This window comes from Arcobacter ellisii (assembly GCF_003544915.1).
Lineage (GTDB): Bacteria > Campylobacterota > Campylobacteria > Campylobacterales > Arcobacteraceae > Aliarcobacter > Aliarcobacter ellisii.
Genome location: NZ_CP032097.1, coordinates 767,122 through 782,719 on the forward strand (window position 1 = coordinate 767,122; position 15,598 = coordinate 782,719).

Here is a 15,598-nt window from a genome sequence, read left to right on the forward strand (position 1 = left end):
TCGGAATAGTTATTGCAAATGGAATTAAAAAATATAGGAATGATAAAAATGGAAGTTTATTTAGATAATAATGCAACAACAATAGTAGATCCAAAAGTTTATGAAGAGATGAAACCATTTTTTTGTGATATATACGGAAATCCAAATTCACTACATAAATTTGGCGCTGGAACTCATCCTAAAATGGTTGAAGCTTTAAACTTTTTATATGAAGGTATAAATGCAGCTGATGAAGATGATGTAATTGTTACAGCAAATGCCACAGAGAGTAATAATACAGTTTTAAAAGGTATTTGGATAGATAAAATTTTAAATGGTGACAAAAAACATATAATAACAAGTGAAGTAGAACATCCATCTATTACAGCAGTTTGTAAATTTTTAGAAACACAAGGTGTTTCAGTAACTTATTTACCTGTAAATGAAGAGGGTGTTTTAGAAGCAAGTTTAGTTAGAGAATATATAAAAGAAGAAACAGCTTTAGTTTCAATTATGTGGGCAAATAACGAAACAGGAAAAATTTTCCCAATCAAAGAAATTGGAGCAATCTGTAAAGAGTTTGGAGTTCCATTCCATACAGATGGAACTCAAGCAATTGGAAAAATTCCAGTTGACGTTCAAGAGTACAATGTAGATTATTTATCTTTTTCAGCTCATAAATTTCACGGACCAAAAGGTGTTGGTGGATTATATGTAAGAAAAGGTTATTCATTAACTCCTTTACTTCACGGTGGTGAACAAATGGGTGGTTTTAGAGCTGGAACTGTTGATGTTGCTTCAATGGTTGGAATGGGATGGGCTATGAAATTAGCTACTTCAACTATGGCTTTAGCTTATGAAAAAAATCATGTAAGTAAATTAAGAGATAAATTAGAAGCAGCAATTTTAGAATTACCAGAAACAATTGTTATTGGTGGAAAAGAGAATAGAACACCAAATACAACTTTAATCTCTATTAGAGGTGTTGAAGGTGAATCAATGCTTTGGGACTTAAACCAAAATGGAGTAGGTGCAAGTACAGGTTCTGCATGTGCATCTGAAGACTTAGAAGCAAATCCAGTTATGAACGCATTTGGAAGTGATAGTGAATTAGCTCACACAGGAGTTAGATTTAGTTTAAGTAGATTTAACACAGAAGAGCAAATAGATTATGCAATAGATGTTATTAAAAAAGCTGTTACAAGATTAAGAGGAATTTCAAGTTCTTATGCTTATGCACCATCGTGTCATAAGTCAGGTTTATAATAAAAAATTGAACAATATTTAAAGGAAAATAAGATGGCAAAAAATAGTTTAATAAGCGGTTCGATTTGGGATGAATACTCAAATCAAGTAGTAAATAGAATGAATAACCCAAAACACCAAGGGGAAATCACTGAAGAAAGAGCAGCTGAACTTGGAGCAAAATTAATTGTTGCAGATTTTGGAGCTGAATCATGTGGTGATGCTGTAAGACTTTATTGGGCAGTTGATGAAAATACAGATAAAATTTTAGAGTCAAAATTCAAATCTTTTGGATGTGGTACAGCAATCGCATCTTCTGATGTTATGGCTGAATTATGTATTGGAAAAACAGTTGATGAAGCTGTAAAAATTACAAATATTGATGTTGAGTTTGCATTAAGAGATAATCCAGAAACTCCAGCTGTTCCACCTCAAAAAATGCACTGTTCTGTTATGGCTTATGATGTTATCAAAAAAGCTGCAGCAGAGTATAAAGGTGTTGATATGGAATCTTTTGAAGAAGAGCAAATCGTTTGTGAGTGTGCAAGGGTTTCATTAGCAACTTTAAAAGAAGTAATTAGAATCAATGATTTAAAAACGGTTGAAGAAATTACAGATTATACAAAAGCAGGAGCTTTCTGTAAATCATGTATCAAACCAGGTGGTCATGAAGCTAAAGATATCTATTTAGTTGATATTTTAAAAGATGTTAGAGCAGAAATGGAACAATCAAGATTAAAAACAGCAGCAGATGCAAGTGCTTCTGGTCATGCAAGTTTTGATAAAATGACTTTAGTTCAAAGAATTAAAGCAGTTGATGCAGTAATTGATTCAGATATTAGACCAATGCTTGTAATGGACGGTGGAGATATGGAGATAATTGATATCAAAGAAAATTTACCACATTATGATATTTATATTAGATATTTAGGTTCTTGTTCAGGATGTTCGTCTGGAAGTACTGGAACTTTATTTGCTATTGAAGCAGTTTTACAACAAAAAGTTGATGAAAATATCAGAGTTTTACCAATCTAATTTTTCATAATTTTAGATTTCAAAAAGGGACTTATCTTTTGATAAGTCCCTTTTTTTATATTTTATAAAGATTAAATCATGAAGAAACTTACCTTATGTTACAATTTATTTTTCAAATTAATTTAAAGGAATATATATGAAAAATAGAAACATTTTTTTAGCAGGCTTAATTTGTTTATTTTTAACAGCTTGTAGTGTAGTTTCAGTTGAAAATAACTCTTCAACTAAACCAAAGGCAACTTTAACAAACAGTTATTTTAAAGCAATAGTTTTAAATGGAGAAAAGGTAGAAGTTTTTGATAGAGAACCACATATTAGATTTCAAGATGATGGAAAAGTTTTTGGAGCTTTAGGTTGTAATAATTTTTTTGGAACATATAAAAAAGATAAAAATGAAATTGTTTTTCAAAATATTGCTAGTACAAAAATGATGTGTCATGCAATTAAAACTGAAGATGAATTCTCAAAAGTTCTTCAAAATACAAAAACTTATGAAATTAAAGAAGAGAGTTTAATACTGTTTGATAAAGATAAAAAAGAGATTGCAAAATTTAATGTTGTATATTTTTAAAAATAGTTCATCAAATTAAGATTTAATGCAAATTTCAAAGTTAAAAGAGTTATGCCTAGAACAGGCAAATTTTTATTATGAGTATGTAAAAAAATTTAGTGAAAATAATGGAAAAAGTATAGATAAAGTAGTATCAATAAATTATCAAAAAGATAGTTTTCCAAAACTTTATGAAATAAAACTTGAAAAACCTATTTATGATTTTGAAAAAACTTATTATAAAAATAATGAAATAAATGAATACTATTTTAATAAAAAAGATATTTTAATAAAAGAGTATGATGAAAAAAATAGGCTTTTATATGTTCAAGTTTTAAATTCTGATATTGAGTTTGAAAAGATAAAAAGTGATGACTTTTTGGTAGTTACTGATTTACTTTTTTTGATTAAAAATATAATTGAATGGTATGATAAAAACTCCCATAAACTTACTTTTGATGACAAATTTGATTTAGATTTAAAAGCAAATTTAGAAATACTAAAAGATACAAAACTAAACCAAAATCAAAAAGATGCAGTAGATTCTATATTTGAAAATAGATATTCATATATTTGGGGAGCTCCTGGAACTGGTAAAACAAAAGCTGTTTTATCAACTGCTTTGATAAATTATATTTTTCAAAATAAAAAAGTGTTGATAGTTGCTCCTACAAATGTTGCCTTAGAACAGATACTTTTTGGAGTTTTAGAAAATACAGAAAAACTTCAAATTTCAAGGGAAAAAGTTTTACGATTAGGAATTCCATCAAAAGATTTTTTTGATAAGTATTCTGAAGTTTGTGAAACAAAAGGAATAGAAAGGGTTTTGGAATCCCTTGAAAATGAGATAAATATATTAAATAGGGTGATTAAATATCGTGAGGGAAAAATAATCAGTGATGATTTAGAAAAAATCCTAGAACACTTTTTAAAACTACAAGAAAACAAAGAAAAAATCATAAAACTTGAATATGAAGAAGAACACTTACAACCTTTGATAAATCTTTTAATTTTACCTTTAAAAGCCTATCATTTTTCAAATAATTCAAGAATGATAAAAGATGCAATCAAAAAACATGAAAAAAATCCTTGCGTAAATTTTGATGAAAAATTGATAGAAGAGGGTAGATTAAAAGAGGTTGTAAATATAAATTGTGTTCGAAAAGAGTTAGAAAAAATTGATGAAAAGATAAATAAAATAAATCAAGAAAATTTTGAGATATTAACTCTTTGTAAAAATCTTATAAAAAGTGAAAAGATTTATAATGAGATATTTAAAGATTTGAATCAAACAAATTTAGATGAAAAACAAGTTCAAATAAATGAAAAAATATCTCAACTAAATCTTTGGTGTAAAACAAGTTTAGAATCAATCAAAACTTTAGTAGAAAACTCAAATGATGAGCTGATAAATCAAGCCTTAGATATCCACCATAAAGATTTTGATGATGAAAAATTAAAAAAGAAATTAGCTTTTTTAATAGATGAAAAAGATTTATTAATTGAACAAAGTACAAAACAAAGAGTAAAAAATAGTTTAGTTCTTGCCATGACTATTGATGCCTATATTCAATACTCTATAAATGAAAATATCGAAGTAGACCACATCTTTTGTGATGAAGCTGGATATATGTCAACAATTAAAGCTTTGAGTCTATTTAAGTCTAATAGTCCAATAACATTTTTAGGTGACCATATGCAACTTCCACCTGTTAGTGAAATAAAAACATATGATGTAATTTCACATAAAAAGAGTTTTTTATGGAGTCAATCAGCACTATTTTTTGAAACACTTTTTTTGAAAAATAGTGTTGAGGAGATATTTTTTGAATTTACAAATAATACTACTCCAAAGTTTGAAAAAACTTCCCAAGTAAATCTAATCTCAACCCATAGATTTGGGAAAAACTTAGCTCAAGTTTTAAATAAATTTGTTTATAAATTTGGTTTTGAATCAGCTTTAAAAAGTGATACAAATCTATTTTTTATAGATAGTGCTTCAAATGTAAATGAAGCAAGTGAGCGTTCATCTTTGGAAGAAGTTTTAATAATCAAAGAGTTAGTAAAAAAATTTGAGGGAAAATCTTTTGTGATATTAACTCCATATAAAAAGCAAGTAAAACTTCTAAAAGAACATTTAGATAGAAAATATTTTGAAAATATAATGACAATTCATAAATCTCAAGGAAGTGAATGGGATAATGTGATTTTTTCTGTTGTTGATGACTCAAACGGTGGAAAAAGAAAAATGTTTTTTACAGATACTTTAAATGAAAACTTCAAAGGTTTAAACCTAATAAACACAGTTGTAAGCCGAACAAAAAGAAGATTAATAATTGTTGCAAATGAAGAGTTTTGGATAAAACAAAAAGATGCTCAACTAATAGGAAATTTAATCTTTATTTCAAAAAAAGTTACTGTTTAATTATAAATCATTAATAATTTATTAATAAATAAATACGAAGAAATAGGACTTAATTTAATAAGTGTGCAATTTTTGTGTTTTACATATCATCTAAAAATGTTCTTTTTCTTTCTTTTGTGTCAGTAGGTAAATATCTCGAGTATTTTTGTAAAGTTATACTTGAATTACTATGACCTAAAGTTTTAGAAACCCACATTAAAGACTCACCATTACTTAACATATTACTAGCGAAAGAATGTCTAGTTTGATAAATACTTCTATGCTCTAGATTTAACTCTTTTAAAGTTTCTTTCCAATATTGTTGCAAACTTCCCGAAGTTCTATAGGGCTTTCCATCACTTCTTAAAAAGACATATTTACCTTTAGTAATCTTTCTTTGAGAATAAAAATACTTTTCAGCTTGTGAAAGCATATCAATAGTTCTTATACTGCTTTTTGTTTTTGGTGTACTAATAAAATTATTAGTATGTGTTAATTTTATTGAAATTTTATAATTAATAAAATCTACATTATCCCAAGTCAAAGCCATTAATTCACCCGTACGCATACCCGTAAAAAAAGAAATACCGATAAAATTTTTAAATTGTTCATTTTTGATATTCGACAAAATAAAATCTATATCACTTAATGAAAAAGGATTAATTTCATAAACCGACCTAAAACGTGGTTTTGTGATAGTTAAAGGTGAAGAAAAAATATATTCCTCAATTATTGCCTTTTCAAAAGCAGGTTTTAAAATAGCACTTACACAAGTGTTTAAAGTTGATTTATCTTGAAATGAATCATAAAAATTTTTAATATTCAAAGGCTTTATATCTTGAACTAAAGTATCTTTAAAATATGGTATAATCCACTTATTGAACAACGAACAATAACAATAATGTGAAATAGGTTTTAAAGTCTTTTCCTTATCTTTTAAAACCTGTTCACAAAAATCTAAAAAAGTCTTATTTTTATTTATAACAGCAAATTTATTAAAGAACTCATCATTTTTAGAATAAGATTGATAAAGCTTTATATTCTCTTTTGAATATTTTAACTTAGTTGAAATCCTCTTACCTGAAATTGAAACATATAAAATTCCATTACGATTATAAAAGGTCATAAATTTTCCTTAAATTGTATAATCGCACTTTCTACAAAGTTATATTTTACCATTTTATTTACAATTGTTTTTTTATAATGTACATTTTCTTTAAATCTTCCATCTTTTATATAATTAGAAACTGTTGTTTTTGATACTTGAAGATATTTTGCAACATTTTGCAATTTAGTAAGATTTGGTTTATTTTTATTTTGAATGTTTAAAATATCTTGTTTTAATTCTTTAATTTCTTTCAAGAGCAAAGGAATTAAATCTAAATTTTTTAAATCTATAATCATATTTTTTCCTTTTCAAAAAATTTATATAAAAAAAAAGGTTGAGAAATTAATCCCAACCTTTTAATTATTTTATTGTTTGTTTTTTTTCAATTCTAAATACCTAAATGACCTTTTATATAGCTAATCTCTTTTAAACTATAAAATATATATTTAAAAAGTGGAACAATAGCCACACTATTAATCAAAATAAACAATTGTGTTAATAATTCGATTGTATCTTTATCTAATGTCATATAACACCTCTTTAATTTGCTGGAGGAATTAAATCTGAAACATCATTAACAAATGTATCATATTCAGTTATATTGAAATCAACAAATCTAGTAGCACCAGTTAGTAAACCACTTTCTAAAATTGAAACGTTTGAGATATCAGCAGAATGACCATTTTTTAAAGTAATTAAAATGTTTTCAATATAACAAGAGGCATTTATATTTCTATCTGCAATAATTAATAATTGACCATTAATAACAGCGATATAAGCTTTTAAAGAATCATTAAGTGATAAAGGATAATTATTATAATTACTGAAAGAATCTCCTAAGTTTTCAAATGCTGAAATATTAACACTATTTAAAGAAGTTGGATAAGTTGTTTCAGAATTTAAAGTATATGTAAATAAGTCATATTCATCAGGAGAGTTTAAAATATCTAAATCAATTGATACCTCTAAAGTATTGTAAGATTTTACAACTTTATAATCTATTTTTTCGATATCTGCAACATTAAGTGATAAATTAGTAACTAACATATTATAATCATTAATTTGGCTAGTTCTAAGAACTCTAATTAAAAGTTCATTATCACTTAATTTATTAAATGAATAAATTGAATTTTCAATCTCAAAAGGATTTATAAAATCTGTTGTTGGTGTTTCAGGTGTTGTTGGTGTAGAACCTGAATTATTTTCAAGATTATCAATTCTTTGTAATAAATCTGTAAAAGTTGAAGATTGAAAAATAAAAGCAAATATTTTATTTTTTTGAATAGAATCTAAACTATCAAAATCAAAAATTGCACTTTCTGCGTCTTGACCGTCTATACCTTTTAAACTTTCTAACCATTCAGACTCTGAACCATCAAAACCATTATTAACAGCTATATCATATGCAGATAAACCATTTTGACCTTTTAAAGACAATAACCATTCAGGCTCTGAACCTTCAAAACCATTATTTTTTGCTATTTCATAAGAACTTAAACCATTTTGACCTTTTAAAGAGTTTTTTTGTTCTTGTGTTAAATCTTCAAAAGTTCCATTTGCACCTTTTAAAGACAATAACCATTCAGACTCTGAACCTTCAAAACCATTATTTTTTGCTATTTCATAAGAATTTAAACCATTTTGACCTTTTAAAGAGTCTTTTTGTTCTTGTGTTAAATCTTCAAAAGTTCCATCTTTAGGAGTAAAATAACCTGATTCATATTTTGATTTAAAATCTTGAAAAATTGTGTTATATTCATTATAAAGAATTGATAAATCTTGACTTGATATTGTTGATTGAATACTTTTAAGAGTTTTATATCTTTCCATTATGTCATTTAATTCAGAATCATAATCTTTTATATCTTCATATTTTAAATCTTTTTCTAAAAATGTTTGATATTTAACAGCAAGTTTTAAAAGATTATCTTCAATAACTTCTAATATATTTTGAGCCATATTTTTTTCCTTTCATATTTTTTTTTGGACAAAAAAAAAGGCTAGGTATTTAAACCTAACCTTTTAATAACTATTTAGTTTAAAAAACTATTATGGTGCAACCACAACAGTTTCATAACCTTTAAATGTAACTTTTTTTGGTTTTTCAACTGGGAATAATTCAAATGGTGTAGCAGTTGCTAACGCATTTGTAATATCATCATTTGAAGCAGTATTTTTAAAATGAATTGCACCTGAATAAGGTTTAATAGTTTCAAAAATTGGTTTCCCATTTACTGAACCAACAAGACCGATTTGAGTATGTGGATTTGTGTTAGCCACTAAAGTATCAGCTGTAGCTAAATTTGATTCAATAACTTCTGAAACCTCATAACCACCCTCTAATAAAGCTAAAAGATTGTCTAAATCTGCTTTATCCATAAAAACACTAAATGCAATTGATAAAGGTTTACCATTTAAGTTTAATTTTTGAACGATTTTATATTTTTTTGCCATTTTTATATCCTTATATTATATTTTTTTAAACTTTTTAAATCGGCAAATTTAAGAAAGTAAAGAATTATTACAAATATAAAAAACCATTTCAATATCAACTTTTAAAAATAAAAAAGGCTATAAAATAGGAGTTCTATTAATCTAAGAGTTGATATTAACTTTTTATAATTTATAATTTGTAGTAATTTTTAAAGAATCAGGTTTTAAAGAATCAATTTTTACATAACTAAAAATCATATTCTTTAAATCTTCTTCACTAATTGTCTTTTTAAGTTTTGGTATTTTAAAACTATAACCATAATTTTTAGATGATGAAATAACCTTTATATTTGCAGAATGAATATAGTTATTATCATCTTCCTTTATAGCTTTATCTTCATGTAGTATTTCTCTTATCTCTAATAGTTCACCTGAAAAAAGTTCATAAAAAACATCAACTATATTTTGATAGTTATCTGCATGTAATTCTGAATAAAGTGTTTTACCATTAGTATTATAAGTGATTTGGTATTTCCCCATCTGCAACCTTTCGGGCAAAGCCCTCAATTAATCTATAAATAATACGTTGTATATATCTTCTATTTGTTCATTATCAATATTTAATTTTTTAAATTGAGTTAATATAATATCTTTTGTAATAGTTTTTTTGATATTGTACAATTCAAACATTTTTGCTTTAGTTTTACTTTTTGCACAAACAATAATTTTTTTATAATAAAGTTCTTTTGTAATAACTTTTTGAACATAATTTACATTTAATTCTTTTGAATAAACAATCTTCTTAATTGAAGACACCACAGCAACTGAAACAGAGTTAAAAAAAGTTAAAATATCAGTTTTTGAATCAGCCTCTATAATTAATGAATCAGAACGACCCAAAGACAAAGTTACATGAAACCAAAACATCAAGCAACCTTAGTTCCCATTTGTGTTAATAAATCCAAAGTCAATTTAGCATGTGAAAAAATTTGACCACTTGCAGTTGTAACAATATTTGCATAAGAATTTAATTGATTTACATAATCTTGATTAAATGATACTGTATCAGCATTTTGACCTGTACAATCAAAATAAAGCTTTTTATCTCTTTGTGTATTTTTCCACATACCTTTATCAAATTTAAGCATATATAATTCCATGTTTTTTTCTCTTGCAGTATTTCTAACTTTATACATATTAGATTTAGCTTTTTCAACTCTATTAACTTTTTGACCTTGTAAAACAATTTGGTTATGTCTTTCTTGACCTATTGCACCAATCAAATTATTAGCAGAATTATTAACCATTCCTGCAAGGGCTAAAGTTTCTTTTTGATTTCCTATAACGGCACTTGTCGCAGTTCCAACAACAGTAGAACCAATAAAACCAACTGGGGTACGTTTCAAAATTGGATTATTTAATATTCCCTCTTTTAAAGATTGTATAAATCTTCTTCCCTTAATATAAACATATATACCCGTTAAAATAGCACCCGTTTTTGTAATTGCATATTCAGTAACCAAAACAATAGTTGCGTTCATAATACCCATTTTTAAAGTATCTAAAGCACCTTCTAAAGCTTCATCAAATTTAGCATTAGGATTAAAATTCAAATAATCTTTAACTTTTTTAAATATTTCTGAACCCTCTTCATAAACTAACAAGGATGTATATTCATCTATAAAATCTTCACCAGCATTTGCCAATACATTTTGAAGAGTAATCATTATTTCCCCTCCCCACTAAAAACCTTTGAAGTGTTTTCAGTTGTATAAACAGTTTTATCATGTGACGAAAATTTCTCAAGAAGTTTAAAAAGACTAGCTTCATCAAAACCAATTCCACCCTCACCAGTTCCTAGACCACTATTTAAAGCACCATCTAAATGTGTTAATGTTTCTTCTGTACTATCTTTCCAGTTATAAGTATTTTCAGCAGTTTTATAAATATTATGTTCAGCATGATTTTTTGCTTTTACCTCTCTTGGTTTGATAACATTTCCTGAACTGTCTTTTAATGTTGAAACTCCGTCTTTTTCAAAGTCTAATTGTTCATTTTTCTTTGTTATATTTTCAACAATTTTTGCATTTGTTTCTTTTTGATTTTCAATACCTTCAACTATCTTTGTATTAGTTTGAACCTGATTTTCTTTCATTGAATTAATTGCATTTGTTAAATCAGCTGTATCAAGATTGAAAGTTCCACCACTTGCGTCAATTGTTGAAGTCTTTTGAGCAATAACAGATTTTATATTTGCCATATTTTTAATCATTGTTGAATTTTGAAGTATTATTCTTTCATTTTGGTCGTATAATTGCCCCTGCATATATAGTTGAGATTCTGCAATAGAGTTAGCGTGTTCTCTTAATTCCAGTTCTTTCATTCTTAATTGAACTTGCATTTTTTTATATTCAATATCAGCTTTCGCCAACATAATCTCTCTTTCGTGTTGCTTTTGCTTTAAATCATTTCCAGCTTTCATTTGAGAGATTAAAGGCGAAGTTGTTTGAACTTGGGGGACAGACAAATCGGAGTCAAAATCAGATAGCATTTTATTCATCAAATGCTCTTTAAATCTTATTTTTTCAGCCTCCAAAAGACCAATAATGCCCAATTTTTCTTCTAAAGGCTTTTTAGTTTCCGAACTAACCTTAACTCCTAATTCTTCCTTAACGGCAACAGTTTCATCATCAATTCCAAATTTCATAACAACCGTTGTATCTGCTAATGTACCAGCATTAGAAATAATTTTAGTAACTCCAACGGGCAATGAATAAAAATTTGAATCATTTTCTAAGCCGTCAGCGTATTGAGTATAAGGCATTATTGACCCCCTAACAGTTTATTTATTTTTTGTAATTCTTTTAATATATTGTTTAATATTTCTTTACATTCATCCATTTTTTTATTTTCCTTTCTATTTATTTTTTTTATTCAGTTATGCCAAAACATTGGGCAAGACAACACAATTTCGGATTAATTACTTCATTACTTCTATCACGATAAACTAATAAATATTTTTTTCTAATTTGCACAAATTCGTCGGTTATTTCATCAATTTCAAAACCTTTATAAAATATATATCCAACATAACGAGAAGTTTCGGGAGTCCATCTATCATTATAATTTGTATTAAAATAACCTCTTCCATAACCTAAACTAGAATAATGTAAATTTTCACTATATCTACCACCCCAAGCAGGAACAACACCACCACCCCAAAAAGTAGAAAATTGATTATAATCTTCAAACCCCTCTAAAGGATTAACACCAGTAATTCCGTTAAGCGTTCCGCCCTCATCTTTAAAAGTTTTAACATTTAAAGGAGGTGTAATTGAGTCGGAAAACTCAACTTTAGAGCCAGTATCAAAAGAATATACTAAAGGAGTCCATTCCCAATGGGGTTTTGTGTAATCATTGTTATCAATAGGTTGAGGAATGTTAAAAATATCGTGTAATGTGACCTTATTAGGAAAAAAATCAATTAATTTTGTTTTTAAAATAATAGGCTCGATATGATGATTTTTTGTTGTATAAACTGGAGTGTAATATCTACCCTCAAAATCTTTAATATAATAAGTGTCATATCCTTTTGAATGTGCATAACTATGTGTTAAATTCATAGTTTCAACTCTTATTCTTTTTCCATTATCTGAGTCATATTGACTAAAAGAAACATTATAATAATGAAAAATAAAATCTTTTGGTAATAATTCAGCATTAGGAAACATATCAAAGGGCATATAATTTAATTCTAAAGTTTTATCATAATCATAAAAATATAAAGTATAACTAATCAAAAAAGGGGCTTTGATATTGTAATCTAAAGCCTGATTTATTGATGTTAAAATTTCATTGTTTAAATAACCCATTTATAAACCTAATTTTTACTTTTTTGAACAAAAGTTTTATTTTCTGTTAATGCTTCATCAATTTCAGGAGATAAGCCACCTTTTGAATTTTTTGCATTTTCCAAAGTGTTAGAAACAGCTTTTAAAATTTTAATACCTAAATCAATTTTACTAGCATATTTAACTGGTAAAAGATACATTAAAGGGGGATATACAGCCCCAAGAACTAATAATATATTTCCTAAATTTTCTGTTATGATTTCCATTTTAATATTTTCCTTCTCTCATTACTTTTGATAAATATTCACTTCTTAATAGTCCAGAATTACCTCTTTTATTATCTTGCATATCGTAGTTAATAAAATCTTTATGCCATTTTGAATTTAGCATTTCTTCTGAAGCACTTTGAAAGTTGTTATTTTGTAAATGTTTAATAGTATTTTTAAATTCCAATAAGTTTGGAACTCCCATATTGTAAGCCATTTCTAAAAGAACATTTTGTCTAATATCATCAAGCTTTTTGAAAACTGGTAATTTGTCCTCTAACTCTAATTTAATATTCAAAATGTCATTTCTTAATAATAAATCTGCTTCACTTTTACTAATTCCATTTAGTTGTATATTTCTACCCCAACCAATAGTTATAAACCCATTAGGACACTTATAAGGTTTTAAACTTATGTCCTCACTTTTTTTAATTGAATCTTCTAATAAATCAATATTCATGTTTTATAGCCTTTCTTTTAAATTATTTAATGATTTGATAACCCCAAAATAGCTTTTATTTATTCTTTTTGAAATTTGATAAGGACTCACATTAGTTTTTTTTAATCCGTTTTTTTCTTTTTTTCTTTCATCTAGGATTGTTAATATCTCTTTTATAATGTCCCTTTGTGTTTCAGTAACTTCAATAGTCATTTACACCACCTTTAATTGTTCAAAAAAATTAGATGCACGATTTAATTCTTTTTGAATTGGAGTATCAATATTTTTTAGTTTTTGTGTAAGTTTTGAATAAAGAGAAAAAGCTGTTTTTGTGTTATCAAAATCAGGTTGAAGCCCATCTTTTAAAAGCATTTTAGAATTTTCAATAAAATTTGAAACGACTTTCAATTCGCCATAATCATGTAATGAAATTCCTAAAATATCCCTCAACTCTTGTGTAACTTCATCAATAATACTTATTAACTCATTTGGATTATTACCACGTGCTTTATAAGTTGCACCAATATAAGCTTTTAAGAATTTTTTTGCTGTTTGTGATTGTGGTTCTTTGATATGGTTATATTTAAAAATTTGAGTTGCATATTTATTATCCCAATTTGTTAATATATTCCAAAAATCTAACCTATTTGGATTATCTCTTGCACGTTGAAAAATCTTTTTTATAGAATCTGATTTTAAATTATTTTCAGAAATTCTTATAACTTCATCATTTGTTAAATCAGTCCAACGAATCTTATTTATTGCATTATTCCAAAGTTTTGGAGTATTTTGAAAAAAGTATAAAACTTCATCCTCTAAATCTTTAGGCATAAATTTAGAAAGCAATGCCCGTCTATATTGTGCTTCATGTCTAAAAACTGGAAGTTTCTTTTCCATATCATAATCATTAAATTGCCATTTAGTCATAATATAAGATTTATTTTTACGAAGCTGTATCTCTTTTGTTTTATCATAAATCCTAAACATAAAATCACCATTTCCCCAAGCGAATCCAGTTACTTTTTTGAATTTAGAATGTATTGTTTCTTTAAAATCTGTTTCTTTATAATTAGTTTGAAATCTTAAATTGTCAAAATGTGTATATCTTATACCTTGAATATCAGTGTATAAATCCATTCTATTGCATAAGTTTCTAGTTTGACCTATCATTTTATTAACAAGCCTTAAAACGAGTTCATAAGCCTTTTTATGACTCAATGCAAATAAATAATGTGCCCTCATTTCAATTTTAATTTGTGGAGTAGAAAAATCATTTCCACCAAATTTAGTATTAGCAACAAAAATTGATAAATCCTCATTTTCAAGATAATATTTATACATTCCCATACCTTGAGCATATATTTTAAATTGTCCCATACCTAAGATATTATCTTTTACATATCTTATTTTTTGATTTGATGAATCAATACATTGTGCCTTTTCTTTTAAATCTTCTAACTTTCTTAAAAGTGGTAAAAACTTTTTGTTATAGGCAATTTCATCAAGTGCAATATGCGAAGTAACAAGAGTATCAATTCCTTGTGAAATTACTTTTACGTCAATTGGATTATCTTTAGAGGGATAAAAATTCATTATATTAATTCCTTGTAGTAGATTGAAAATATTTTTTTGTTTTTATGTAGGTGTAAATGGAGTTTTCCAGTTAATCAAGAGTTAAAGAGGTGTCCCGTTGGTAACCCTTGATAAACGGGAACGGGGAAAAGAGGATTTAATCCTCTAAAGCCCATCATTTCATATTTCTAACTCTTGATTCTAATTCTTGTCTATATGGTACAACAGACGTGAACTCAACTTGGAAATTCATAGCTGAATCAGTTGAAAGCATATAAGTTCCAAAATAAGATTGACCTTGTTCAAGAAGTTCGATTTCTTCTTTTTTTAATCTTTTTGTAGAGATTTTTCCTTTTAATCCCTCACCAGTTACTTCAACATAAGGTGAAACAATTTGTTCAATTTCACCAGTTTCACTATTTACAACATCAATTCCATTTTTATCAGTCTTGTTAAATCTATATTCACCTTTTACAATTACAGTAAATCTTAATTCACCTCTATTCATTGAGTTTAATTCATTGTTTAAAAGTGCAATATCTAACATTTTTGATTCAGAAAAGAACTCTTGTGTTACAACTGTATTTGGTTCAACTTTTTTTGCTGTTTCTTTTGGTGTTTCTGTTGTAATTTCTTCAACATTACTTGAAGTTGCATTTAATTTGTTTTTGTCGATTGACATATTTTTTTTCCTTTTTTGTTTGATTGATATATTT

Annotated in this window: 19 protein-coding genes; 4 read left to right on the top strand and 15 right to left on the bottom strand. The window is 26.6% G+C overall.

Going from position 1 to position 15,598, the window contains the following annotated elements:
• Positions 1-48 precede the first annotated feature (48 nt).
• The 4 genes from AELL_RS03865 to AELL_RS03880 all read left to right on the top strand — a co-directional run bounded on the left by AELL_RS03865 (position 49) and on the right by AELL_RS03880 (position 5,234).
• Entirely contained in the window at positions 49-1,245 is a 1,197-nt protein-coding gene (locus tag AELL_RS03865; protein WP_118918609.1) for a NifS family cysteine desulfurase, read from the top strand.
• 33 nt (positions 1,246-1,278) lie between these two features.
• The gene (locus AELL_RS03870; protein WP_118916683.1) at positions 1,279-2,259 is read left to right on the top strand and encodes an iron-sulfur cluster assembly scaffold protein; all 981 of its coding nucleotides are present in this window, start codon (positions 1,279-1,281) and stop codon (positions 2,257-2,259) included.
• Between the two features lie 136 nt (positions 2,260-2,395).
• Positions 2,396-2,830 (top strand): META domain-containing protein, encoded by a 435-nt coding sequence (locus tag AELL_RS03875; protein ID WP_118916684.1) that lies wholly within the window; start codon positions 2,396-2,398, stop codon positions 2,828-2,830.
• 25 nt (positions 2,831-2,855) lie between these two features.
• Entirely contained in the window at positions 2,856-5,234 is a 2,379-nt protein-coding gene (locus tag AELL_RS03880; RefSeq protein WP_118916685.1) for an AAA domain-containing protein, read from the top strand.
• Positions 5,235-5,313: 79 nt separating this feature from the next.
• On the opposite strand, the gene AELL_RS03885 is transcribed toward AELL_RS03880, so the two are convergent.
• The 15 genes from AELL_RS03885 to AELL_RS03950 form a co-directional block, all read right to left on the bottom strand.
• Positions 5,314-6,339, bottom strand: coding sequence for a tyrosine-type recombinase/integrase (locus AELL_RS03885; protein ID WP_118916686.1), 1,026 nt, complete (start codon positions 6,337-6,339; stop codon positions 5,314-5,316).
• Entirely contained in the window at positions 6,336-6,617 is a 282-nt protein-coding gene (locus AELL_RS03890) for a MerR family transcriptional regulator (protein WP_118916687.1), read from the bottom strand. The genes AELL_RS03885 and AELL_RS03890 overlap by 4 nt, the downstream gene beginning before the upstream one ends.
• Positions 6,618-6,709: 92 nt before the next feature.
• Positions 6,710-6,850: a hypothetical protein gene (locus AELL_RS14225; protein ID WP_164967224.1), complete on the bottom strand. Its 141-nt coding sequence runs from the start codon at positions 6,848-6,850 to the stop codon at positions 6,710-6,712.
• 11 nt (positions 6,851-6,861) lie between these two features.
• Positions 6,862-8,280, bottom strand: a complete 1,419-nt coding sequence (locus AELL_RS03895; protein ID WP_118916688.1) for a hypothetical protein — start codon at positions 8,278-8,280, stop codon at positions 6,862-6,864.
• Positions 8,281-8,370: 90 nt separating this feature from the next.
• Entirely contained in the window at positions 8,371-8,775 is a 405-nt protein-coding gene (locus AELL_RS03900; protein WP_118916689.1) for a hypothetical protein, read from the bottom strand.
• 162 nt (positions 8,776-8,937) lie between these two features.
• Positions 8,938-9,294 (bottom strand): hypothetical protein, encoded by a 357-nt coding sequence (locus AELL_RS03905; RefSeq protein WP_118916690.1) that lies wholly within the window; start codon positions 9,292-9,294, stop codon positions 8,938-8,940.
• A 27-nt stretch (positions 9,295-9,321) separates the two neighbouring features.
• A complete protein-coding gene (locus AELL_RS03910; protein WP_118916691.1) occupies positions 9,322-9,681 on the bottom strand; it encodes a hypothetical protein in 360 nt (119 codons plus the stop codon).
• Positions 9,681-10,481 carry a hypothetical protein gene (locus AELL_RS03915; RefSeq protein ID WP_118916692.1) on the bottom strand — a complete coding sequence of 267 codons (801 nt, stop codon included), beginning with the start codon at positions 10,479-10,481 and terminating at the stop codon, positions 9,681-9,683. Before AELL_RS03915 ends, AELL_RS03910 begins: the two co-directional genes overlap by 1 nt.
• On the bottom strand, positions 10,481-11,578 hold the full coding sequence (locus AELL_RS03920; RefSeq protein WP_118916693.1) for a hypothetical protein: 1,098 nt from the start codon (positions 11,576-11,578) through the stop codon (positions 10,481-10,483). Before AELL_RS03920 ends, AELL_RS03915 begins: the two co-directional genes overlap by 1 nt.
• 106 nt (positions 11,579-11,684) lie before the next feature.
• Positions 11,685-12,626 carry a hypothetical protein gene (locus tag AELL_RS03925; protein WP_118916694.1) on the bottom strand — a complete coding sequence of 314 codons (942 nt, stop codon included), beginning with the start codon at positions 12,624-12,626 and terminating at the stop codon, positions 11,685-11,687.
• A gap of 8 nt (positions 12,627-12,634) precedes the next feature.
• Positions 12,635-12,871 carry a hypothetical protein gene (locus AELL_RS03930; protein WP_118916695.1) on the bottom strand — a complete coding sequence of 79 codons (237 nt, stop codon included), beginning with the start codon at positions 12,869-12,871 and terminating at the stop codon, positions 12,635-12,637.
• A 1-nt stretch (position 12,872) separates the two neighbouring features.
• Positions 12,873-13,331 carry a glycoside hydrolase family protein gene (locus tag AELL_RS03935; protein ID WP_118916696.1) on the bottom strand — a complete coding sequence of 153 codons (459 nt, stop codon included), beginning with the start codon at positions 13,329-13,331 and terminating at the stop codon, positions 12,873-12,875.
• A 3-nt stretch (positions 13,332-13,334) separates the two neighbouring features.
• The gene (locus AELL_RS03940) at positions 13,335-13,523 is read right to left on the bottom strand and encodes a hypothetical protein (RefSeq protein WP_118916697.1); all 189 of its coding nucleotides are present in this window, start codon (positions 13,521-13,523) and stop codon (positions 13,335-13,337) included.
• The gene (locus AELL_RS03945) at positions 13,524-14,903 is read right to left on the bottom strand and encodes a hypothetical protein (protein WP_118916698.1); all 1,380 of its coding nucleotides are present in this window, start codon (positions 14,901-14,903) and stop codon (positions 13,524-13,526) included.
• A gap of 154 nt (positions 14,904-15,057) precedes the next feature.
• Entirely contained in the window at positions 15,058-15,564 is a 507-nt protein-coding gene (locus AELL_RS03950; RefSeq protein ID WP_118916699.1) for a hypothetical protein, read from the bottom strand.
• Between the last annotated feature and the right edge of the window lie 34 nt (positions 15,565-15,598).

What these genes read in the sequence shown, in the direction of transcription:
- AELL_RS03865 (WP_118918609.1), top strand. Translation starts at nt 49, where the DNA reads ATGGAAGTTTATTTAGATAATAATGCAACAACAATAGTAGATCCAAAA.
- AELL_RS03870 (WP_118916683.1), top strand. Translation starts at nt 1,279, where the DNA reads ATGGCAAAAAATAGTTTAATAAGCGGTTCGATTTGGGATGAATACTCA.
- AELL_RS03875 (WP_118916684.1), top strand. Translation starts at nt 2,396, where the DNA reads ATGAAAAATAGAAACATTTTTTTAGCAGGCTTAATTTGTTTATTTTTA.
- AELL_RS03880 (WP_118916685.1), top strand. Translation starts at nt 2,856, where the DNA reads ATGCAAATTTCAAAGTTAAAAGAGTTATGCCTAGAACAGGCAAATTTT.
- AELL_RS03885 (WP_118916686.1), bottom strand. Translation starts at nt 6,339, where the DNA reads ATGACCTTTTATAATCGTAATGGAATTTTATATGTTTCAATTTCAGGT.
- AELL_RS03890 (WP_118916687.1), bottom strand. Translation starts at nt 6,617, where the DNA reads ATGATTATAGATTTAAAAAATTTAGATTTAATTCCTTTGCTCTTGAAA.
- AELL_RS14225 (WP_164967224.1), bottom strand. Translation starts at nt 6,850, where the DNA reads ATGACATTAGATAAAGATACAATCGAATTATTAACACAATTGTTTATT.
- AELL_RS03895 (WP_118916688.1), bottom strand. Translation starts at nt 8,280, where the DNA reads ATGGCTCAAAATATATTAGAAGTTATTGAAGATAATCTTTTAAAACTT.
- AELL_RS03900 (WP_118916689.1), bottom strand. Translation starts at nt 8,775, where the DNA reads ATGGCAAAAAAATATAAAATCGTTCAAAAATTAAACTTAAATGGTAAA.
- AELL_RS03905 (WP_118916690.1), bottom strand. Translation starts at nt 9,294, where the DNA reads ATGGGGAAATACCAAATCACTTATAATACTAATGGTAAAACACTTTAT.
- AELL_RS03910 (WP_118916691.1), bottom strand. Translation starts at nt 9,681, where the DNA reads ATGTTTTGGTTTCATGTAACTTTGTCTTTGGGTCGTTCTGATTCATTA.
- AELL_RS03915 (WP_118916692.1), bottom strand. Translation starts at nt 10,481, where the DNA reads ATGATTACTCTTCAAAATGTATTGGCAAATGCTGGTGAAGATTTTATA.
- AELL_RS03920 (WP_118916693.1), bottom strand. Translation starts at nt 11,578, where the DNA reads ATGCCTTATACTCAATACGCTGACGGCTTAGAAAATGATTCAAATTTT.
- AELL_RS03925 (WP_118916694.1), bottom strand. Translation starts at nt 12,626, where the DNA reads ATGGGTTATTTAAACAATGAAATTTTAACATCAATAAATCAGGCTTTA.
- AELL_RS03930 (WP_118916695.1), bottom strand. Translation starts at nt 12,871, where the DNA reads ATGGAAATCATAACAGAAAATTTAGGAAATATATTATTAGTTCTTGGG.
- AELL_RS03935 (WP_118916696.1), bottom strand. Translation starts at nt 13,331, where the DNA reads ATGAATATTGATTTATTAGAAGATTCAATTAAAAAAAGTGAGGACATA.
- AELL_RS03940 (WP_118916697.1), bottom strand. Translation starts at nt 13,523, where the DNA reads ATGACTATTGAAGTTACTGAAACACAAAGGGACATTATAAAAGAGATA.
- AELL_RS03945 (WP_118916698.1), bottom strand. Translation starts at nt 14,903, where the DNA reads ATGAATTTTTATCCCTCTAAAGATAATCCAATTGACGTAAAAGTAATT.
- AELL_RS03950 (WP_118916699.1), bottom strand. Translation starts at nt 15,564, where the DNA reads ATGTCAATCGACAAAAACAAATTAAATGCAACTTCAAGTAATGTTGAA.